The 22,162-nt window shown below is 37.7% G+C and carries 14 protein-coding genes and 1 tRNA gene; 6 read left to right on the forward strand and 9 right to left on the reverse strand.

The window, feature by feature from the left end; translation table 11 throughout:
* Positions 1-174: 174 nt before the first annotated feature.
* Entirely contained in the window at positions 175-579 is a 405-nt protein-coding gene (locus tag A3Q33_RS09560; protein ID WP_081179734.1) for an OsmC family protein, read from the reverse strand.
* A gap of 447 nt (positions 580-1,026) precedes the next feature.
* On the opposite strand from A3Q33_RS09560, the gene A3Q33_RS09565 reads away from it, so the two are divergent.
* Entirely contained in the window at positions 1,027-3,570 is a 2,544-nt protein-coding gene (locus A3Q33_RS09565; protein ID WP_081179735.1) for a TonB-dependent receptor plug domain-containing protein, read from the forward strand.
* Between the two features lie 163 nt (positions 3,571-3,733).
* Here the strand turns inward: A3Q33_RS09565 and A3Q33_RS09570 are convergent.
* A tRNA-Arg gene (locus A3Q33_RS09570) sits at positions 3,734-3,810 on the reverse strand.
* Positions 3,811-4,262: 452 nt separating this feature from the next.
* On the opposite strand from A3Q33_RS09570, the gene A3Q33_RS09575 reads away from it, so the two are divergent.
* From A3Q33_RS09575 to prsR, 4 genes are read left to right on the forward strand one after another with little or no spacing between them, the layout of a single operon-like run.
* Complete coding sequence (locus A3Q33_RS09575) at positions 4,263-5,258, forward strand: efflux RND transporter periplasmic adaptor subunit (RefSeq protein WP_081182481.1); 996 nt, start codon at positions 4,263-4,265, stop codon at positions 5,256-5,258.
* Positions 5,259-5,263: 5 nt separating this feature from the next.
* A complete protein-coding gene (locus A3Q33_RS09580; RefSeq protein ID WP_081179736.1) occupies positions 5,264-8,308 on the forward strand; it encodes an efflux RND transporter permease subunit in 3,045 nt (1,014 codons plus the stop codon).
* 3 nt (positions 8,309-8,311) lie between these two features.
* Positions 8,312-10,369 (forward strand): XrtA/PEP-CTERM system histidine kinase PrsK, encoded by a 2,058-nt coding sequence (gene prsK, locus A3Q33_RS09585; protein WP_081179737.1) that lies wholly within the window; start codon positions 8,312-8,314, stop codon positions 10,367-10,369.
* A 13-nt stretch (positions 10,370-10,382) separates the two neighbouring features.
* Complete coding sequence (gene prsR, locus A3Q33_RS09590) at positions 10,383-11,732, forward strand: PEP-CTERM-box response regulator transcription factor (RefSeq protein ID WP_081179738.1); 1,350 nt, start codon at positions 10,383-10,385, stop codon at positions 11,730-11,732.
* Positions 11,733-12,914: 1,182 nt separating this feature from the next.
* Here prsR and A3Q33_RS09595 read toward each other — a convergent pair.
* Genes A3Q33_RS09595 through A3Q33_RS09620 form a run of 6 tightly spaced genes read right to left on the reverse strand, consistent with a single transcriptional unit; the run spans position 12,915 to position 18,649 of the window.
* Complete coding sequence (locus tag A3Q33_RS09595; protein WP_081179739.1) at positions 12,915-13,946, reverse strand: XrtA/PEP-CTERM system-associated ATPase; 1,032 nt, start codon at positions 13,944-13,946, stop codon at positions 12,915-12,917.
* A gap of 4 nt (positions 13,947-13,950) precedes the next feature.
* Positions 13,951-15,159 (reverse strand): TIGR03016 family PEP-CTERM system-associated outer membrane protein, encoded by a 1,209-nt coding sequence (locus A3Q33_RS09600; RefSeq protein WP_231295821.1) that lies wholly within the window; start codon positions 15,157-15,159, stop codon positions 13,951-13,953.
* A gap of 50 nt (positions 15,160-15,209) precedes the next feature.
* Positions 15,210-15,572 carry an outer membrane beta-barrel protein gene (locus A3Q33_RS09605; RefSeq protein ID WP_081179741.1) on the reverse strand — a complete coding sequence of 121 codons (363 nt, stop codon included), beginning with the start codon at positions 15,570-15,572 and terminating at the stop codon, positions 15,210-15,212.
* On the reverse strand, positions 15,535-16,392 hold the full coding sequence (locus A3Q33_RS09610) for an XrtA-associated tyrosine autokinase (protein ID WP_081179742.1): 858 nt from the start codon (positions 16,390-16,392) through the stop codon (positions 15,535-15,537). Before A3Q33_RS09610 ends, A3Q33_RS09605 begins: the two co-directional genes overlap by 38 nt.
* 3 nt (positions 16,393-16,395) lie before the next feature.
* The gene (locus tag A3Q33_RS09615) at positions 16,396-17,988 is read right to left on the reverse strand and encodes an XrtA system polysaccharide chain length determinant (protein ID WP_081179743.1); all 1,593 of its coding nucleotides are present in this window, start codon (positions 17,986-17,988) and stop codon (positions 16,396-16,398) included.
* Between the two features lie 37 nt (positions 17,989-18,025).
* A complete protein-coding gene (locus A3Q33_RS09620) occupies positions 18,026-18,649 on the reverse strand; it encodes an XrtA/PEP-CTERM system exopolysaccharide export protein (protein WP_196798076.1) in 624 nt (207 codons plus the stop codon).
* 240 nt (positions 18,650-18,889) lie between these two features.
* Between A3Q33_RS09620 and A3Q33_RS09625 the strand changes: the two genes are divergently transcribed.
* Complete coding sequence (locus tag A3Q33_RS09625; protein WP_081179745.1) at positions 18,890-20,299, forward strand: TIGR03013 family XrtA/PEP-CTERM system glycosyltransferase; 1,410 nt, start codon at positions 18,890-18,892, stop codon at positions 20,297-20,299.
* Positions 20,300-20,870: 571 nt separating this feature from the next.
* Here the strand turns inward: A3Q33_RS09625 and A3Q33_RS09635 are convergent.
* Entirely contained in the window at positions 20,871-21,887 is a 1,017-nt protein-coding gene (locus A3Q33_RS09635; protein ID WP_081178271.1) for an IS110 family RNA-guided transposase, read from the reverse strand.
* Between the last annotated feature and the right edge of the window lie 275 nt (positions 21,888-22,162).

The raw sequence follows: 22,162 nt of genomic DNA on the forward strand, positions 1-22,162 counted from the left end.
TACAGGGAGAACATACCAAGTCAAGAATGAGGGGGGATTTTAAAAATTGCATTGGAGTGGATATAAAAGTAAATTGATGCGCCAGTGAATAAGCGTCATTATTTGAGGTTTTCTGCTTAAATGCCGTTAGGGTAAACAGCACGTTACCCTAACAGCAGAATGACTGAAAAATAGTTATATCTCAATAATCTCGAAATCGTGAGTAATATTAACCGACTTATTAAGCATCAATGCTACAGAGCAATATTTATCAGCAGATAAACTTACCGCACGTTCGACATGTTTTGCGCTTATTTCTTTACCTTCAATTACAAAATGCAGATGTATATCAGAAAATAATTTAGGCACTGAATCAACACGTTTAGCTTCAATTTCAACTTTGCAGCCTTTAATGTTTTGGCGAGCTTTTTCCAAAATACTGACCACATCAACTGAAGAACAGCCCCCTAAAGATATCAATACACTTTCAAGGGGACTAGGTGCTAAAGCACCAGCGTTTGCATCTAATACAATCGTGTGGCCACTTTCAGATGTGCCCAAAAACATTTCTTCGCCGATCCATTTTACCTGAGCTTTCATTAATACTTTCCTGTGTTCGAAATTAAAGTCAATTTTAGCCATATATAATGACATTAGCTAGTAGTCAAAATGAAGCTTTCTGTTCAGCAAAAAAATTGCTTTCAGCTAACAGCTATTTCATTAAATAAGTCGTCTGCATAAAAGGAAAAATTAGCTAATTTTACGGTATATATTTACTCAATATTATTCAGGACAATACTTTCCTTACTTTCTATTACGCTCAACCACTACTGAGATAATGCTTAAATGAAACATTGTAGATAACTATTCTAATTGGCGTAAATGTTTCGATAATTAATGAGATTGTAAAAGCACATTAATCAGCTTAGAAAAGAAAAAGTTTATCGTTTATTATTTGTCAATAAAAGTATGGAAAATGTTTATATTTCACTGTAAATTTATCGCAACAATAATTATTTTAATATTTCAAAATCAAAGGTGAAAAAGTTGCGTCTCAATAAATATTTCCGATTACACACTCTAGCTATCGCTATTAGCACAACAATTCCTTGCGTATCAACATTTGCAGCTGACGCAGAGGTTGTTGATGAAAATATAGAGTCAATTGCCATACTTGGCTCTCGTGTCTCAAGTCGAACGGCAACTGAATCAAGCTCACCTGTTGATATTATTTCTAGCGAGTCATTAACTAAAGGTGGCTTTAGTGAATTAGGTCAAAGCCTGCAAGCGATGGCACCGTCATTTAATTTCAGCAGAACACAAGTTTCTGATGGCTCTGATTTATTTAGACCTGCCACTCTGCGTGGTTTACAACCTGATCAGACGCTTGTGTTAGTAAATGGTAAACGTCGACACAATCAAGCGATATTTGGCTTAAATGGAACAGTTGGTGCTGGTGCTGCGGGTACTGATATGAACTCTATCCCAATGTCAGCGCTTAAAAATGTACAAATATTACGTGACGGTGCTGCTGCGCAATACGGCTCAGATGCTATCGCGGGTGTTATTAACCTTGAACTTAAAGATACTACCAATGTTACCTCAGGTTTTATTCAAACAGGCGCTACGGGAGAAGGCGATGGTGACGTTTTAGCGGCAGGCTTGAATACGGGTTTTGATTTAGGTAACGATGGCGGCTTTATTAATTTAACGGCTGAGTACAGAGATTACGACGGCACCAATCGTGCTCAAAGAGATACAGGTGGCGGATCAAACACAGCACCAGGCACATTATCTGACAATGTTCGATGGGGTCAAGGAAACGCTGAATCTACATTTAAATCATTCTTTTATAACGCAATGATACCACTAGAAGGCATGGAACTTTACGCTTTTGGTGGTTATTCAAATCGAACCGCATTAGGCAATGGTTTTTACCGTAGTTTTAATGAAGCTGAAAAGAATGTGCCGCAAGTATACCCTGACGGTTTCTTACCGCAAATCGATAATGAAGCTCAAGATATATCTACAGCTGTAGGCCTTAGGGGAGAAATTAATAACGACTGGGGTTTTGATGTATCTGCCACCTATGGTGAAAATGAATATGACTTCTATTCTCAAAATACCATTAACGCTTCATATGCTGCAGAGTATCTAGCAAATAATTCTTCTGCAAGTGAGCAAGATATTGCCGCTAATGCTGGCCCGATAGCAGGGTATTCTGGAGGGTTTAGATACGATCAATTAACTTTCAATGCCGATATCTCAGGTTCAATTGATATTGATCACGGCGATAACCTGTACGTTTCGTTTGGTGCTGAATATCGTCTAGAGAACTACGAAATAGTTGCTGGTGAAGAAGCTTCTTATGCCTGTGGCGCAAGCAATAGTGCAACGTCATTCCCATCTGTCATTGACAGTAATGTTTTCGCGGGCTGTGGTTTCCAAGCGTATCCTGGTTTACGACCAAACGCTGCAAACGAAGCTGATCGAAACAGTTATGCTTTGTACCTTGATCTTGAAAAGCAAATTACTGAACAATGGAACTTAGGTGCTGCATTGCGCTTCGAAGACTTCTCAGATGCAGGCAGTAAATTAATTGGTAAATTATCATCTCGTTATGAGCTTACTGACAGTTTAGCTATAAGAGGGGCACTTTCTACAGGCTTTAGAGCGCCGTCTCTCCAGCAAAGTGCTTATACTGCATATACAACTAACTTAGGTGAAGGGGGCGTTTTACTATCGTCATTCACTGCAACCGCAGGCTCAGCATTTCCAGCAGCGCTAGGGGTACAGGGATTGAACCTTGAAACCTCAAAAAATATAAGCCTAGGTTTGGTTTATGACGTTAACAGTGCGCTGTCAGTTTCTTTAGATGCTTACCGCGTAAAAATTGATGATCGAATTACACTCGGCAGCTTACAAAATGCCGATGACGTCTCATTTAACCCTGAAGCAGTAGCTGCGCTAAACGCTACAGGTGCGGTTCAAGGTAACTATTTCTCAAACGCAGTTAACTCAACTACACAAGGGTTAGATGTTGTTATTACCTATCAAACAGAGCTACTAGCGGGTAATTTAGACGTAACGCTTGCGGGTAATTTAAATGAGACAGAAATTGATAGTGTAAACTCACCTGACGGTATTCCAGAAAGTGTCGCGCTAGATGACTTACAACGTAGTTTCCTAACAGACGGACAACCGAAACAACGTGCTACGTTAACTTTTGACTATACAAGAGAAGCATGGAGTGGGGTAGTCAGAGCTAACTATTATGGCGAAACTGACATTATCTATTTTGGTAATGATCATATTGGGTTACCAGGGTTTTTATCACCAACGGGCAGTTTTAAACCAACCAGTGTTGTCGAGTCAGCGGTTCTGATAGACGTTAATTTAGCGTATCAACTTTCAGATAATTTACAATTATCTGCCGGCATCAATAACCTGTTTGATAAAACACCTGATGAGCTTGGTGAAGATGAAGCGTTAGACTTTATTACCAATGGTGCTTTTAAATATCCGGTAAGAGCGCTACCTTATGGCTTTGATGGCATGACTTATTACGCGCGAGTCAACTTTAGTTTTTAATCTCTAAATCTATAATTTATTAATCTTAAAGCACTACTTGGTAGTGCTTTTTTTGTTTAAAAAGTACAAAAGGGCTTAGCAAAGGGCTTAAGAAAAGAGGTTAGAAATAAATAAATTGATATGCGTTTGTCAGAGGTACATTGTGTAAATATGATGAAGAAAGTGGCCCACCCGACAGGACTTGAACCTGTGACCTCACGCTTCGGAGGCGTGAACTCTATCCAGCTGAGCTACGGGTGGTCATTGTCTTGGGACTTGTTATTGCGCACTAGTAAGTTGTAATTTCTTAATATTAATATTCCAATACTTGCAAAATAACACCAAATAGTAGCATGCCTATGTTTTCTATCCTTGTAGAATCTCCGCTATCGCTAGCTGAACTATACACAAAAATTGAAAAGATTTAAGCGCGGCAAATACTATAGATTATCGCTGTTTATGTCTAGAAGATTACTGAATTTATTACGTAAAGAATTAACTTGTTAATAAATTTATTAAATTAGCTAAAAAAACAGTATTAATCTCTTGGTATAACAATGAGTTTGGAGGGTTATTCTAGTGTAACAACAAGCTAGGAGTAATCATTTATTGTTACCTCAATTAGGGAAAAAGATGTACTTTCGTCATGAAGATGCCTAAAGTAAAGGATATAATATCTTTTATCTCAATACCCTATAAGTAAACACTTGGCTATGAAATTATTCGCACTTGTATTCACCTTTCTACTTATCTCAATGTCTAAACTAGCATTGGCTCAGTCATACGATACAGAGGTTGTCAGCGCTGAACTATATATCGACACGATAGAAAGAACCGGTAAGCTGGATTATAAACGAAGCTTGGGTCTTGCTTTTAAAAGTAGCGGCTACTTAACGTTATTAAGTGTAGATGAGGGACAGAAGTTTAAAAAAGGTCAATTGTTAGCATCGCTAGATATTACAGAATTGAAAGAGAGAAAAAATTCACTTTATGCACAATTGACACAAGCAAAGCGAGAAGTGAAACGCATAACTCAATTAATGGATAAAAAGTTAGCGTCGGAACGTGAAATGGATACCGCTATTACGCGAGTTGAAATTGCTCAAGCTGATTATCAAGTATCATCTTATAATTTAAAAAAAGCCCAAATATATGCACCATTCTCTGGTGTGGTTTTGTCACGTAATACAGAGCTTGGTGAATTACAAAGCCCAGGGGAAGAAGCTTTGAAGATAGCTAAGCTTGAGTGGATAGTGAAAGTTGCCTTAACAGGTCAAGAAGTTAGCGAAGTACGATTAAATCAAAAAGTCAGCGTATCGCTAAGTCATATGGGTATTGTTGAAGGTGTTATTAGTAAAATACCTGCTATGGCTAGTGCTAGCAGTAACTTATTTATTATTGAGGTTTTACTGCCGAAATCTAACATCACTGCGGGCATGATTGCAGGCCAACTTGCCGGTGTAAGTATTGCTTCTGAAAGTGACAAGTATGTTTATCGTCTTCCCATAGCTGCACTTGTTGCTGTTGATGATTCAGGTAAAGCCATTGTTATTGCTCAATCACAAGATAATAATTCCGGTTATAAACAACACAGTTTTGAGGTGTTTCAGATAGACAATGACTATGTTTACTTGAAAGCTGATCGCAATGACCAACCATTGAAAATAATCACTAAAGGTTGGCAAAACTATTCAGTGGGTGGGAATTAGTCATTATGCATCTCCCTCGCATCGCAATAAAAAATGCCCAGTTTACCTTTACTATTGTTGTACTTTTAGTACTTGTTGGCATCGTTTCATATTTTCATATGCCTCGTTCTGAAGATCCTCAATTTGATATTCCAATTACTTTACTCGAAATTATATATCCAGGTGCTTCACCTACAGATATTGAAACATTAGTGGTTGACCCTCTCGAAGAAGAGTTTGCCGAGATTGAAGGGATTAAAAAAGTTGAATCACAAATTAAAAATGGTGGTGCCCGCATTGAGGTCACCTTTTTATATGGTAGCAATCCCAATGCTGCTTACAACGAAGTTAAGCAGGCAGTATCAACGGTAAAACCAACCTTGCCTGAAGGTGTGCAAGATGTCTTGGTATTAAAAGCGACCCCAACGAGTGTTGCTATTATTCAGTTGGCACTTTGGAGTGAAACAACTGACTATAAAAGTATGGAGTTTTATGCGAAACAACTCGAAAAACGCCTGGAAGCTATTGAAGCAGTAAAAAAATCTGATATTTGGGGTTATCCAACCCAAGTGGTCGCCGTAGATCTAAACCTCGCGATGTTGAAACATTATGGTATTAGCATCGCAACCGTTAATGGCTTACTGCAAAAACGTGCTGTTAACATCACACCAGGCTTTGTTGACGCTAATATTCGCAGATTTAATGTTAAAACCAGTGGTAACTTTCAAGATATTGACGAGCTTAACAATACAGTGGTCTTTGCTAACGAAAATGCCGTTATTCGTTTAAAAGATGTTGCGCAGGTGAGTTTTTCTAACAGAGAACCTAGCTATTTAGCCTACTACGATGGCAAGGCGGTTATATTTTTGACGGTTGAGCAAAGATCGAATACCAATATATTTGCGCTTACTGAAGCCATTGACACAGAAATTTCAGCGTTTAAACAGACGCTGCCAGACAGCATTAAAATAGCGACACTTTTTAAACAATCAGACGGAGTTGAAAACCGCGTTAACGGCTTTTTTGATAATTTGTGGCAAGGTTTAGTGCTCGTGGGCATAATGTCGCTTATATTCCTTGGAGTACGGGAAGCTATTGTTGTTATTATTGCAATTCCCCTTTCTTTCTTAGTCGCTATTGGTTGGTTAGACTTTGCCGGCTTTGGCTTACAACAAATGTCTATTGTTGGTTTAATTATCGCTTTAGGATTATTAGTTGATAATGCCATTGTTGTTACAGAGAGTATTCATCGAGAGAAGAAAAACACCGCTAACTTGGCTGAAGCTGCTGCCTCAGGCACCAGCAAAGTGGGTTGGGCTATTACCAGTGGTACAGTCACCACCATGCTAGCTTTTTTACCTATGTTGATGTTAGCGAGCGACACGGGTGATTTTGTACGCTCTATGCCAGTAACCGTTGTATTGGTGCTGCTGGCATCTTTATTGATCGCATTAACATTAACGCCATTACTCGCCAGTAAATTTTTCACTCAAAAACCCAGCAAAGTTAAAGCACTGCAACATTATGCCAATATATTTGCAGAGCGACACTATGTGCGTTGGCTAGGTCGCTTAATGACGGCAAAAATTATCATGTTAGTGATTGCCTTTATCGCCTTATTTGCTATGGCTTCTCTCTTTGGGCAGGTAGGCGTAAGTTTATTCCCTAAAGCCGAGAAAGCCATGCTGTTAATTGACGTAGAAACGCCGGCTAATTCATCATTAGATTATACGCATGATGTTATGCACTCGATGACAGCATTTATTGAAACTCAACCCTATGTTGAAAAAATTGCACTTAACGTGGGCAACTCTAATCCTCGCATTTATTACAACGAAATCCCTAAACGTGGTGTATCAAGTTATGGTCAATTGCTGTTGGTATTAAAAGACTATGATGAAAAAGAGGTTAATACTTTAGTTACTGACTTACGAACAGAGTTTTCAAACTGGCATCAAGCAAAAATTACGGTAAAAGAGTTTACGCAAGGCCCAGTAACAGACCAACCTATCACTGTTAGATTGATCAGCGAGTCGTTGTCAGATCTTGAGCGTGTGGCGGGTGATTTACAAACTCAAATGTTATCAATACCAGGGATTATTAATTTAGATAATCCTATTGGTGTAGCCAATACTGAACTAGCATTAGCGATAGATTATGATAAAGCTGCGTTGTCAGGCATTGACATAAATCAGTTAGATAATAGTATTCAAACGGCACTTTCAGGAACATTCGTTGGTCAATTTAATGATAGTAATGGTGAAAACTATCCTATTCTAGTGCGTCGACCTAAAAGTGATTTATCTAGTCTTTCCGATATCACTATTGTTAATCAACAAGGTGAGAATATTCCTTTAGGTCAATTTGTAGAGATAAAATTACAAAAAGGACGGACAGGTTTCTTCCATTATCAAAAGCTACGAATGGCAAGGGTGTCGGCGGATGCTGGCCAGGGTTATTCTGTGCAAGCAATAACTAGCGAGGTAGTCAATTACCTTGATAACTACTCATTGCCAACAGGCATGTATTACATTTTAGGTGGTGAGGAAGAGTCTAGACAAGAATCTTTTGCCGGTTTGTCGCAAATCATGCTGATAACAGCGATTGGTATTTTTGCGATTTTAGTTTTGCAATTTAAATCATTCTTGCAGCCATTAATCATTTTTACCTCGATACCTTTCGCCATGGCAGGCGCTGTTTTTGGCTTGTTTTTGACAGGCTTATCATTTTCTATGATGGCTTTTATTGGTTTAATCAGTCTATTTGGCATTGTGGTAAATAACGCCATTATTTTAATCGATACGACTAATAGAAACTTATCGACAGGGCTAGATAAAAAACAAGCAATATTAACTGCCAGTTCAACGCGCTTCACACCGATATTATTGACAACCATTACAACTATTGGTGGCTTACTACCATTAACACTTTTTGGTGGTAGCTTGTGGCAGCCTTTAGGTGTAGTTATTATTTCTGGTTTATGTATATCGGCTATCGCGAGTTTTATTATTGTGCCAATACTTACTGAACTATTTACAAAAACAGATACATCAGTAGACGTAAAAGAATAAACCATGGATTTTATTGGCTTAATAGGTTTTTCTTTAGCAGTTGCAGTATATACCTTATTTGCATTACTTATTATTGCTGCCCGTAACCGAAGCTTGGTTGCTCGCGCGGTATTATTTTGTACCTTGGTAACCTTAACCAGCAATTTAATCGCTGCGCTGCAAATTAACTTTGGTTTTAGTCTGCAATGGGTAATGTTAGCAGATGGCTTTAAAGTTGCTTGTTGGTCGCTTTTAATTATTCTCTTTAATACCGAGCATCGCAATATAAAAGCGCTGGTGGGTAATTACTATGTTCGCCAGTATGTCGGTGTTTGGTCACTGCTGATGCTAGGCTGTTGGTTAGCAAGTTACTGGTTAGACTCCGCCTACGAATATATATTCCTGCTGTTTATCGTGCTTAATTTATGGATGCTGGTATTACTTGAACAACTTTATCGCAATGCCGACCTGCAGGTGCGTTGGGCTATTTGGCCCTTAGTCGTCGCGCTTGCAAGTGTCGCTATTTTTGACTTTGTACTCTATGCACAAGCAACTATGGTCGATGGCATTGATTTTGACTTTTGGTTTAGCCGCGGTTATTTAGCTTTATTCGTAGCACCACTTTTATTGATCAGCATTCGCCGCGTTAAAAATGGCGAAGTACGTATATTTGTATCTCGTAACGTCGTATTTTACAGCTCAATGTTGATGATAGCAGGCGCTTACTTACTTCTTATGTCATTTACTGGCTATGTTATTAATTATCTAGGTGGAGAGTGGGGAGACTTAGTTAGCATTGGTTTTTTAATGCTCAGTGGCATAGTACTTGTTGTTTTACTTATTACAGAATCTTTGCGCCGTAAGGTTAAAGTCTTTATTGCAAAAAACTTTTTTGCCAATAAATATGAATATCGTGATGAGTGGTTAAACCTAATTGAAAAAATTGAAACCACCAGCGGTGAAAGTCACTACCAAATGGCAACTCAAATTATGATGTCTAAAGTTGAAGCCTCTCGTGGTGCAATAGTTAAAAAGTTTTCTAATCAACATTATCAGCTCCAATATAGCAAGGGCCTTGAGATCCATGAAGAGTTGGAAGAACACTTGTTAGACGTAGGGCAGTTTTGCCATCGTAAGGGTTGGATTGTTGATGTTAATGAATACGAAAGCTTTCCTTTACTCTATCCTGATTTGGCGTTAAATATTGGATTATGCCGAGCGAAACACATTCAAATTATTGTGCCAATATTTATTGGGAAAGCATTTTACGGATTATTCTTACTTGCTGATGAAAACGAGCTCAAACGATTAAACTGGGAAGACAGAGATTTACTATTTGCCATATCTAAACAGCTAGGTAACTTTATTTCTCTATATGAAGCTACTGATAAGTTAAGTGAGTCAAAGCAGTTTGACGCATTTAATCGTATGTCAGCTTTTTTGGTACACGATTTAAAAAATGTTCAGGCGCAATTAGCATTAATTACCGCCAATGCCGAAAAGCATCGTAATAACCCTGAATTTATTGATGATGTTTTTGAAACGGTTGAATCAGCAACTCAAAGGCTTGAAAAAGTATTATCTCAACTGAGACAAAAACAAGTTGAACAGTCCGCTCATAGCGAAACAGACTTAGCTTTAATTATTAAAAAAGTCGTCGAACAGTGCAATTTAAGGTTGCCAGCGATTGAGTTTGAGCAACAAGGTAGTTGTGTTACTTTAATTGATAGCGAATCTTTTCAATCGGTAATACACCACTTAATACAAAATGCACAAGAAGCAACAGCCAGCGATGGCTTGATAAAAGTGTCTATTATTGAGAAAAAACGTGCGATTAGAATAACTATTGCAGATAACGGCTGTGGCATGGATGAAGAATTTATCAAATATCGACTATTTCGCCCTTTTGATACTACCAAGGGCAATGCTGGTATGGGGATTGGGGTATTCGAAGCCAAGCAGTTTTTCGAAAACATGGCAGGTATAATTAAAGTTGCAAGTACGCCTAAGCAAGGTACAGTTTTTACTATAGATCTGCCATTAAGAAAAGCAGGCGCAATAAGCGGTCAAGATTTACTATAAGGGTTCAATAAATATGGAAAAGCTGTTAATCGTAGATGACGATAAGGGTATCCAAAAGCAATTAAAATGGAGTTTATCTGATTACGACGTTGCACTTGCAGGTGATCGTGAAAGTGCGGTAGCTGCTGTTCGTCGCTACGAGCCTAAAGTGATTACCTTAGATTTAGGGTTACCACCAGACGAAGCAAATGCCTCTGAAGGGTTAGCCGCTCTGCAGGAAATATTAACGATTGCACCACATACAAAAGTGATTGTGATAACTGGTAATGATGACCGCACAAACGCGCTGGCGGCAATTGATGCTGGAGCATATGATTTTTATCAAAAACCAATTGAGACAGACGTTATAAATGTCATTGTCGCAAGAGCATTTAGTGTCGCAGCCATAGAAGAAGAAAATCGTAAAATGCGCGCTGTTACCGGCAGCGATATTGGTATTATTGGTAACAGTGAAAGTATAGAACGCCTGCGAATGATGGTAAAGCGTATTGCGCCAACGGGGATTACAGCGCTTCTATTAGGGGAAAGTGGTACAGGTAAAGAAGTAACGGCTAATGCTGTACATTTAGCTAGCGATCGAAAAAACAAACCCTTTATTGCGATAAACTGTGCATCTATTCCTGAAACATTATTAGAAAGTGAGTTATTTGGATTCGAGAAGGGCGCTTTTACCGGCGCGCATCGTACTACCAAAGGAAAAATTGAATGTGCAGAAGGCGGCACATTGTTTCTAGATGAAATAGGCGACATGCCTTATAGCTTACAAGCTAAATTGTTACGTTTCTTACAAGAAAAAAGCATCGAACGACTTGGCGGGCGACAAGAGATTCTAGTCGACGTGAGAGTTGTCTGCGCGACGAACCAAAATTTAGAACAAATGGTAGCGGATAAAACCTTCCGTGAAGACTTATTTTACCGTGTCAGTGAAATAACCTTAAATATTCCACCATTGCGCGATCGAGACGAAGACGTGATAATCCTTTCACAGTACTTTCTACAACATTATGCTACAGAGTATAAGCGTAATGTTAAAAGCTTCTCTGAAGATGCTTTAAGCGCTATTAAAGGCCATAAGTGGCCAGGTAATATACGTGAATTACAAAACAAAGTGAAAAGTTCGGTTATTATGACCACAGGCACACAGGTAACTGCAATAGACTTAGGCTTCTTAGATCATCAAGATAAAAGCTTTGAATTGTCCTTAAATTTACGCGTAGTGCGCGAGCAAGCCGAATCAATTGCTATTCAAAAAGCCTATGCGCTATCAGAAGGTAATATGTCAAAAGCAGCTGATTTACTGGGCGTAACCAGACCTACACTTTATTCATTAATAGAAAAGTATGAATTAAAAATTAACGCATAAATATTAATCCGCAAACATTAAGCTTATTTGGATCTAAAACATAAAAACCGCCGTAATGGCGGTTTTTGCTTTTATGTAGGTCGGACTTTAGTCCGTCACCTAATAAGCGAGTGATCAACCATATAAGCAAAAAATATTATCATGGTCTTATGTTTCGAGCGTGCATTTATGCAGTAGATGGTTAAATTTCATTTAACTTGATGGACTAAAGTCCAACCTACAAAGGGCCTGCGGGTGATCGTATTGTAGGTCGGACTTTAGTCCGTCAACCTATAAACGAGTGATCAACCATATAAGCAAAAAATATTATCATGGTCTTATGTTTCGAGCGTACATTTATGCAGTAGACGGTTAAATTTCATTTAACTTGATGGACTTAAGTCCAACCTACAATGGGCCTGCGGGTGATCGTATTGTAGGTCGGACTTTAGTCCGTCAACCTATAAACGAGTGATCAACCATATAAGCAAAAAATATTATCATGGTCTTATGTTTCGAGCGTACATTTATGCAGTAGACGGTTAAATTTCATTTAACTTGATGGACTTAAGTCCAACCTACAATGGGCCTGCGGGTGATCGTTTTGTAGGTCGGACTTTAGTCCGTCAACCTATAAACGAGTGACCAACCATAGAGGTAAAAATAATATCATGGTCTTATGTTTTGAGCGTGTATTTATGCAGTAGCCGGTTAAATTTCATTTAACTTGATGGACTAAAGTCCAACCTACATGGAGCCTGTGGGTGATCGTATTGTAGGTCGGACTTTAGTCCGTCAACCTATAAACGAGTGACCAACCGTAGAGGTAAAAAATATTATCATGGTCTTATGTTTCGATCGTGTATTTATGAAGTAGCCGGTTAAATTTCATTTAACTTGATGGACTTAAGTCCAACCTACAATGGGCCTGCGGGTGATCGTATTGTAGGTCGGACTTTAGTCCGTCAACCTATAAACGAGTGATCAACCATAGAGGTAAAAAATAATATCATGGTCTTATGTTTTAAGCGTGTATTTATGCAATAGACGGTTAAATTTCATTTAACTTGATGGACTTAAGTCCAACCTACAATGGGCCTGCGGGTGATCGTTTTGTAGGTCGGTATTTATGCCGTCATCTTGAAGGCTATAACTTTACCTATACTGTAATCTGTGCAGGAAAAGTTATAACAATAGGGAATGCTATTTTTTGGTATTCTGATTTGTATCTGTATAGATACGGCTTTTATGTTTCAGCATTTTATCAACATAACGGACCATTTTTATTTTTTGTTTAATATTACTTTCCAGTACTTCCTCTACTTCTCGTAATATTTCTTTAATGCTTTCTACTTTTTCTGACGAATTTACCACCACTTGGTTCGGCTCAGTGCTAGACAATTCCGCAGCATTTAACGAGCCAGTAAGCTCAACTTCCATCTCTATTGCTACTTCATTAATAGCATCAGTATCAATGCTTTCTAGTTCTTCTAAAAAACCAAACAAAAGTAACCTGTCGACAAAAATATTTATTTTACGGGGTACACCTAATGTTTTGTCATAGATCAGTTCAAATGCAGAATTTGAAAATAAATCGTCTTTAATACGTCCTGCCTGATGTAACCTGTGATTTATATATTCTTTAACTTCTTCTTTTGACAACGGTTTTAAATGTGCAGAAGCGATAATGCGTTGTCGAAATTGCTCCATATTAGGCGCTTGTATAATTCCTTTAAGCTCTTCTTGTCCAAGCAAGAAACTTTGAATTAACGGTTTGTTATCCAACTGGAAGTTAGAAAGCATACGTAATTCTTCAACCGTTTCACTCGGCAAATTTTGCGCTTCATCAACAATCAGTAACGCTCTTTTTCCTTGTTGATGTAGATGAATAAGAAACTTTTCAATACCTTGTAGTAAATCTGCTTTGCTATTGCCTTCAACGGTAATACTAAACTCTGATACGACTAACTCAAGTAATTCTTGTGGGTTAAGTTTAGTGGTAACAAGCTGCGCTGCTACAATACTTTTATCCCCTAAGTTATTTAGTAAATTGCGGGCGATAGTAGTTTTTCCAGTACCTATTGGTCCTGTGACTACTATAAACCCTTCACCTTGATCTAAGCCGTATTGAAGGTAAGACAAAGCTCTTTGGTGATGGCTTGATGCAAAAAAGAATCTTGGGTCGGGACTTAATTGGAAAGGTCTTTCTTTAAAACCATAGTAATTTTCATACATACTGCTAAAAGCCTTTGGTGATTTTGGCGCTTACGCGACCTTCTTCATAATTGAGTGTGAAATTATCAGAGCTTCTATTTAGAAAGCTCAATGCTAAATTAAAAGACAATGCGCTATTTATCGATCTATCGTAGCCTACTTGGTATCGTCGATAGCGATCTGTTCGCTCGAATTCAGTATCAATTTGTAAACTCGTTTCTGTATAAGATACATCAAAACTCACACTTGAGCGCCCACTAACTTTCCGCTTTACATTCAAGCTTGCGCCACTTAATTGATCCTCGATACGACTGTCGAGATTCTGACGATTTTGCTGATTCGTATTAAAACTAATCGTGGTGCGAGGTAGCGCAAGTGTAGAGCTCCAGCTAAAAGTTTTATTAAGTGAATAAACGTTGTCTTCAATTAAAGTAAAAATTTGAATTGGAGATACCTGAAAGTCTTGATTATCGGGGTCAATAACCTCGCCAGGAACTATGTTAACATCATCCTTTAGTACACAATCCTCGATAGAAGTAAGAGTAATATTAGGGCACAAATAAAACCCAGCGATGCTTGATACAAAATTATTTCGGGTAAAAGTCTGAATATCTTCAACATAGCTAATTGTGTTTGTTAAACGTCTATTTCTATGAGTTAAGTTTAGCCCATAGCTAGTGCCGTAAAAACGCTCAGAAATATTTGCTGTTAAATTAGTACGAATAGATGGTTGCCATTGAACCGCAACATTCACATATTCTTTCTGCTCATCACCATCAAGATCTTGCTTATGACTAATGGGCTTATTATATGAAGCATCTACACGAAGTCGTGGTGTGATTAACCCGCGTACACCTAATCCGTATGAGTTTGACTCGATTGAAGTATTTGAATTACTTAAATCCCCGCTATTATCTTCGTTATAATAACGAACAAAGGGGTTAACTTTATAATCAGTAATTAAACCTATTATAGCTTCACTTTTACTTTGATTTCCATTCTGGTTGTTATTTTCTAACTCTTGATAATTATGCGTTATTTCCCAGAACGTATGCCGTGCTCCAGTGCCATTTGTACTACTAAGCCTAAAAACCAAACCTTCTCTATTGCCAATATTATCTTCCGAAATAGTTTGGTTATATTCAACAGACGAATTTACAACGAAAGCACTATTGTTAATATTATACTCAATACCACCATTATATCTCTCCACTTGCACTGTGTCGGCAGACACGATATCAGCTAAGGCATTTTGACTAAGGCTCCGAGATTGATTTGAGATATTTATCCCCCGAAGAGCACAATACCATTAGGCCATAGTTGTACCCGCAGATCACTTGTTACAGCGTGATAGTCTTTATCAAGATCATGGTCATGGCTGTAAAGTGCATAATTACTTTGCGATGAAAAATTTAGTTCCGCATTCTGAGCTTTATAACTAGATTGTAAATTAAGCCCAGTTTGAGTTACCAAACTGGACTGTTCATTGTTTGCAGACAAACCAACATTATCTGAGTATGTTTCATTAATAGTAATGCTGGGATCAAATTGCCAATCACCCGCAAAGGTGACGTAAGGGCAAGCTAATGCGAAAAAAACAACACTAAGTTTAATTTTCGTTACCATACCCATAGCCGTAATAGCCATACAAATCCTTATGAGATCTTATTGCTTTATTAAGTACTAGCCCCAAAGCTAAATCTTCATTGAGGTGTTCAGTTGCTGCCTTTATATCAGCAATAGAAGTCTGAGACTCCTCAACAACAATGAGCGCTTGCCCCATTAAATTTGCTAATACCAGCGTTTCTGTTACGCCAATTAATGGCGGGCAATCAAAAATAACGATACGGTCAGGGTAACGATTTGCCAATTCATTGGCAAATGTTGCCATCTTTTCACTGGCTAATAATTCGTTAGATAAATGATGTAATGTACCTGCGGGTATTAATTTCAGCTTATCAATATCTGTGTCGTAAATTATATCGCTAACTTTATCTGACTTTCCTAATAAATAATCAATAATACCAGGATGTTCATCAATCCCTAATTCACGTGAAATACTCGGACGTAGCACATCAGCGTCGATAAGCAGAACTGTTTTATCTTGCTCCAGTGCGATACTCAGCGCTAAGTTTATTGCAACAAAGGTTTTACCTTCATTTGGTTTCGCACTACTTACCATAATTAAATTACTGTGGTGAAGTGTTTTAGAAGCATTACCAAAAGCATTGTGCAATAGCTTACGCTTAATTTGACGGAATTCGTCTTTTATACTTTTTCGAGTACCGTTATCTATTAAGTAGCCGCGGCTGGCTAAACTTATTTTATCAAGTGTTAATATATCCTTAGGGCGAGAGTTAACGGTATTGTTGTTAATCTCATCTTGTAGTGAAGGTTGTCCAGCCTTAATTAAAGATTCGGTATTTTTCTGCTGTTGCTTTGCTAGCGCTTTTTCGATGATACTCATAAATTATAAAATCCCTCTAATCGGCGCTAATATGACATTTGGCGCTATGGCATAAAGCATAAAAAATGCCAATAATATGAATAACAGACTGTTAGAAATGATGAATAATATTGTTTTTCTTCTGTGCCAACGCTGCAATCCAAGGTTCTCTGTCGCTGATACAATACCAAAAACAGGAATACCAGTAATTTTTGATACCTGACTACTAGAAGTCACCACTGGGTTAATTTGACTAAATAATAGCGATAAAGCACCACCAACGCCAAAAGCAAATACAGTAGAGCCAACTAAAAATAGAATACGTTTTGGTCCTACAGGTTCAGTAGATGCTCTTGGAGGATCAATAACCCTAAATTGTATTGGGTTGGTTGTTTCATCCGCTTGCTGTGCTAATTGTGCTGTTTCTTGGCGATTAAGTAACTCTTCATATTTATTTTTAGTAATTTCATAACCGCGATTCAATGAGGTTAATTCAGCTTCAATTTCAGGTAATATATGAATTTTACTTGCAAGCTCTTTAACTTGCTGGCGGTAATCATTCGCTCGTACAGTAGTAGATGCCACTAGACTTTCTAGTTGATTTACTTGAATTTGTAATTGTTGAATAACAGGATTCTGGCTTGATGCAAGTTTATTACTATCGCCATTGTTAGCGGCATTTAAATATTCATCAATTTCCTTAGAACGTTGATTATTTAAGTGGTCAAGCCTGCGCTTAATTTCTTTGATATCCGGGTGCATCTCTGTATAACGCAATTGTAGCGAATCCAAACTAGCTGCTAATTCAGAAATACGGCCATCGTAAGTAGTTTGAATACTATTAGAGTTCATAATGTTATTTTGCGCATTATCGTTACTAGACGGGGAAGAAGTCAATTGTGACCTTGCTGATTTTAATCGGGTTTCTTGTTCAAGTAAATTCAACTCTGTTATTTTTAGTTGCTCTTTTACAGTATTCAGCTTTTGATAAAACCCGCCATATTGGTTAGGTAAAACCCCACTATATCTTTGCTTGAAATCAGTTAATCTAGACTCAGCCGCTAATAGTCTATTTTCATAATCTTTGATTTGCGTGCCAATAAATTTTTGCGCAGAATTTGAATCACTTCGATTTTCACCTAAGGTATTCTCAATAAAGACTGTTATGGCCGAGTTTACGACATTTTTCGCCATTTCGGGGTTTTTATGTTTGTATGTAATAGTAAATATATTATCGTGCCTACCGCCGGTTTTTCTAATAATTATATTAGACTTTAATTCATCAATTAAAGACTCATATGCAGCAGGTGTAGCAGCTTGTACATCCAAGTCTGTCATACGTGTAATTCGCTCTAGGTTTGGACGACTTAAAAGTGTTTTAACCATCAAACGAATTTGTACTTGGGGGTTTGTCTTAACTGTTAACCCTTTTAACAACGGACCAAGTACCGATTGAGTATCAACATATATTCGGGCATCCGACTCATACACATTATCAAGTTGTGAAATATAAATCCAAGCAAGCGGGCAAATCAGCCAAGTTGACACAATAATAAAGCGACGCTTAAGCCAAATCCCTTTAAGATAATCTACAATTTGTTCTATAATTTCTTGCATTCCTGACCTCTAAAACAGGTAAATAAATTTATTACTCTTAAAACCATGTTTCAGGTATCACAATAATATCGCCAGGTAAAACATCAACGTTAGCCAATATTTCACCATTTTTAATTAAGTCTTCAATAAATATGTTGTATTGTTTTTGTAGACCATTCTCTATTCTAACTAATATTGCGCCGTTACCATTGGCAAACTCGGTTAAACCACCAACACGGATCATAACGTCTAATAACGTCATGTGTTGGATATAATTTACCGACTGAGGCTGAGAAGCTTCACCAATAATACGAATTTGTTCACTAAAGGGGCCAACAAAATTATTTACAGTTACCGTAACTACTGGCTCACGTAGATAGGTCCCTAGTATTTCTTCAATTGAGCGAGCAAGTTCTGTCGGTGTTTTACCTGAAACGGGTATGTCTTCTACCAGAGAGGTAGTAATCATACCATCAGGGCGAACTACAAACGTGCCCGAAACCTCTGGGTTGCGCCAAACAAAGATATTGACCACATCGCCAGCACCTATTAAATATTTGTATGAGTCAACATCAACAGTATTTGACTGATGGAGTTTAGCAGTGGGTAAGGTAGATGTACTACATCCAGTTACAATATAACCCAGTGCAAGAAATAAAATCGCTTTAAATGTAGTAGTCATGCGTTTTTCCATGGTAATAACCTTTTTATTTACAACCGTTTTTTGTATAAGCAATCAGATTGTATTTGATTTTGACATCCGATGCACATTATTTAATTTATGTAATTGGATTGTAATTGTAGTATTTTAAATAGTCTAATCTTTACATTTAGCAGTGAATCAATTCTAATACACAACTTAAAAAATAAAAGTAACTAATACTGGTCTATTTTTGTCACCAGAAAGGAATTTTCTAACCCTATGTCTAGCCCTAAATTTCGCGATTTATCTGCGGGTAGCAAGTCTCTAGTCTTAATCGAATTTGTCTGCTTTGCTGGCGCACTTCTGCTTAGCATGTATTTTAATAGTGTATTCCATTTTGTGGAACACAATATTAATAATATCGCAACAAATGTTTTGTTTATCCAAGCAGTAGTTTTTGCGTTAATTGTTCAGCTATCTTGTTTAGCAATGGGACTTTATGACTCAAAATTAAGAGAAAACTTACGCGGGGTAATGAGAAGATTACTAGTATCAGTAGCCATTGGTTTTTTTATTGTTTCTTTGCTTAACCCCTTTTATGGGTCTGATGCTTTAGCTATTGAGTTACTCGCTGCAGCATCCTTAATTAGTTTGTTCATAGTAAGTGGTGTTCGCTATTTAACTTTACAAATTGACTTTTTTGGTTTCAATAAACGCATTATTTTAGTCTTAGGTGCAGGAGAGCGGGCTTCAATTATAGAGAAACGTATGCGCCGTGATGTCGACCGTCAAGGTTTTTTTATGCACGGATTTGTTGTTATGAATGGCGATGCCGACCATGGTATTGTCAACGAAAATAGAATCAATTTAGACAGCTCACTTGTCAATTATGCTTTAGAACATCAAATTGATGAAATTGTTGTAGCCAATGACGAACGTCGTGAAAACTTGCCAGTAGATGAGCTTTTTGCCTGTAAAATTAGAGGCGTTGAAATCACTGAAATTCTTGACTTTATTGAGCGTGAAACTGGCCAGATAGCGGTCAATTTAATTTATCCAAGTTGGGTTATATATTCTAATGGTTTTGCATCAGCTAACCATTTACGTAACACTTTAGATTGGGTTTTTAATGCCAGTATGGGCTTTTTCTTATTTCTTTTTACTTGGCCTATCATGCTTATTACTGCACTTTTGATCAAGCTTGAAGATGGTTTAAAAGCGCCGATTTTCTATTCTCAAGAGCGTGTTGGTCTAGATGGCCAAGCCTTCAATATTGTTAAATTCAGAAGCATGCGAATTGACGCTGAGAAAAATGGTGCACAAATGGCCTCGAAAGACGACGATAGAACAACACGAATTGGTAAGGCCATTCGTAAATATCGTATAGATGAATTACCACAAATATATAATGTAATGATAGGTGATATGGGATTTGTTGGCCCTCGACCTGAACGCCCACAGTTTGTTCAAGAGTTAATCAAGAATATTCCATATTATAATGAACGTCATAACGTTAAACCTGGTTTAACGGGCTGGGCACAGCTGAAGTATCCATATGGTGCAACAGAAAAAGATTCTTTAGAAAAGCTAAAATATGACCTGTATTACATTAAACATCGTAGCTTTTTATTGGATTTACTTATATTGATTAGAACAGTTGAAATAGTTTTGTTCGGCAAAGGTCGTTAGTACTATCACAGTCATGATTTTAAGTTCAAGTACATTCACTTGAACTTAAAATTTTATACCACTTCTACCAAGTTCAGTGATTATCGATTCTTTCTCATGAAAAGGTATATCACCTAATTAATCCCATCGATATTAATCCTCTGAATTACTTTAAATTAATTAGTTTAAAATCATAGTAATACCAAATGTAATAAGTTATTGACCAATTTTAAGCGAGGATAAATTGTTCAAGAATACATGTTTATTGTTCCAGACTAAACATAAGTACCTGCATATATGGACCCACTCCGTTTGCAAGACATTTAATCGTTATGTAAGAGAAAATCATTGCTCTCATATATCCGGCCTGTTTATGAAGGATTTTTACCTTCTGGCCCCGATGGTTGTTTGCGCTCACACTCCTCATCATCCCTCCGGCTTTTTTATTAGCCAATGCAGGTACCAGGTTTTGTGCAAGCCAGTCTGACTATCTTACCATCCGATTAATTTATCTTTTGCAACTGAAGTAAAAGGGTTTTACTGTTATCTCATCACTGAAACCAATCTAACTTGCTTCAGTTTTGAGCTTTATTTATATAGCCGGGCGATAACTTTCCCCCTTCGCCATTATTACCCAAGCCATTCTTGCTATTTTATTCGCCACAGCAACGCATGCTTTGTTGTGTCCTCGTCGGGATTTTAACGCTTGTGCCCACAAACTAAATCGGTCAGTTTTGTTTTCACTGTGCCTTAATACTGCCCGGGCCCCGTGGATGTATAGTGTTCTTAAATAACTATTACCGCGTTTACTTATACCGAGTAAGGTGGCCTTTCCACCCGTTGAATGCTGCCCAGGAACAAGCCCAAGCCATGCCGAAAAATGTCGACCATTTACAAAGTCTTTTCCATCTCCTGCAGCTGCATAAGTAGCGCTAGCTGTGATTGCTCCAATACCTAATATTTCATCTAAGCGAACACATATTTCATTTTCTTTATTCATCGTGTTTAAGCGAACTTCACACGCTTTAAACTTCACTTCTGTGACTTGAAATTCAAGCCATAACTCATTAAATATCTCCCGACTTAAATACGTTAACTCATTTGTCGCATCCTCTAAAATATCCGGCAGTTCATTGCGAATTGCAGAAATACCTTTATTGATGACAATGCCATATTCTCCTAACAAGCCTCGTACCTGACTTGCTAATGCTTTACGTTCTTTCTTTATGCGTTCACGTTGTCGATGGAAGTTTTGAATATCTTGTTGTTCTATCGATTTAATTGGCACAAACCTCATGGTCGGGCGTTGCGCTGCCTCTGCAATACCTTCGGCATCGTTATAATCATTTTTATTGCCTTTAACGAAGGGTTTTACATATTGAGGCGCAATAAGTTTTACTTGGTGCCCCAATTCAATAAATTTTCTAGCCCAGTAGTTCGCACTGCCACAAGCTTCCATTACAATTAGGCAAGGCTCTAATGTAGCCATGAAACTCAACACTTGTTTTCTTCTTAATTGTTTCTTTTTTACAAATCGCCCATTTTTATTCACAGCGAACATGTGAAAAATTGATTTTGCAATGTCTAAACCGATTGTAGTAATCTTCATGTTGATCCACTCCGCTTTTATAAATGATTGTTGTCACTTTCATTTTGGCCCTAAAGAGGCCGGAAATAAAGTTGGAGTGGGTCCATACCATTATCCCTGCAGGCAAGGCGTTTGATTGATTAGGGCATGGATGCCCGTAAGTAGAACAATGCAGGAGCAATTGTCGAGTAATAGCAGGCGTGTGTGATTGAAAACAACGCAGTTATTGACGATTTAAACCGCCTTAAAATGATCGATTATTTATTTCAATTGGTATAAGCTAATTAGAGTCTTTA

Origin of the sequence: Colwellia sp. PAMC 21821, from assembly GCF_002077175.1 — a bacterium.
Taxonomy (GTDB): domain Bacteria; phylum Pseudomonadota; class Gammaproteobacteria; order Enterobacterales; family Alteromonadaceae; genus Cognaticolwellia.

Bases quoted from the DNA above. Each gene is read 5' to 3' on its own strand.
- A3Q33_RS09560 (WP_081179734.1), bottom strand. From the start codon at position 579: ATGAAAGCTCAGGTAAAATGGATCGGCGAAGAAATGTTTTTGGGCACA.
- A3Q33_RS09575 (WP_081182481.1), top strand. From the start codon at position 4,263: ATGAAATTATTCGCACTTGTATTCACCTTTCTACTTATCTCAATGTCT.
- A3Q33_RS09580 (WP_081179736.1), top strand. From the start codon at position 5,264: ATGCATCTCCCTCGCATCGCAATAAAAAATGCCCAGTTTACCTTTACT.
- prsK (WP_081179737.1), top strand. From the start codon at position 8,312: ATGGATTTTATTGGCTTAATAGGTTTTTCTTTAGCAGTTGCAGTATAT.
- prsR (WP_081179738.1), top strand. From the start codon at position 10,383: ATGGAAAAGCTGTTAATCGTAGATGACGATAAGGGTATCCAAAAGCAA.
- A3Q33_RS09595 (WP_081179739.1), bottom strand. From the start codon at position 13,946: ATGTATGAAAATTACTATGGTTTTAAAGAAAGACCTTTCCAATTAAGT.
- A3Q33_RS09605 (WP_081179741.1), bottom strand. From the start codon at position 15,572: ATGGCTATTACGGCTATGGGTATGGTAACGAAAATTAAACTTAGTGTT.
- A3Q33_RS09610 (WP_081179742.1), bottom strand. From the start codon at position 16,392: ATGAGTATCATCGAAAAAGCGCTAGCAAAGCAACAGCAGAAAAATACC.
- A3Q33_RS09615 (WP_081179743.1), bottom strand. From the start codon at position 17,988: ATGCAAGAAATTATAGAACAAATTGTAGATTATCTTAAAGGGATTTGG.
- A3Q33_RS09620 (WP_196798076.1), bottom strand. From the start codon at position 18,649: ATGACTACTACATTTAAAGCGATTTTATTTCTTGCACTGGGTTATATT.
- A3Q33_RS09625 (WP_081179745.1), top strand. From the start codon at position 18,890: ATGTCTAGCCCTAAATTTCGCGATTTATCTGCGGGTAGCAAGTCTCTA.
- A3Q33_RS09635 (WP_081178271.1), bottom strand. From the start codon at position 21,887: ATGAAGATTACTACAATCGGTTTAGACATTGCAAAATCAATTTTTCAC.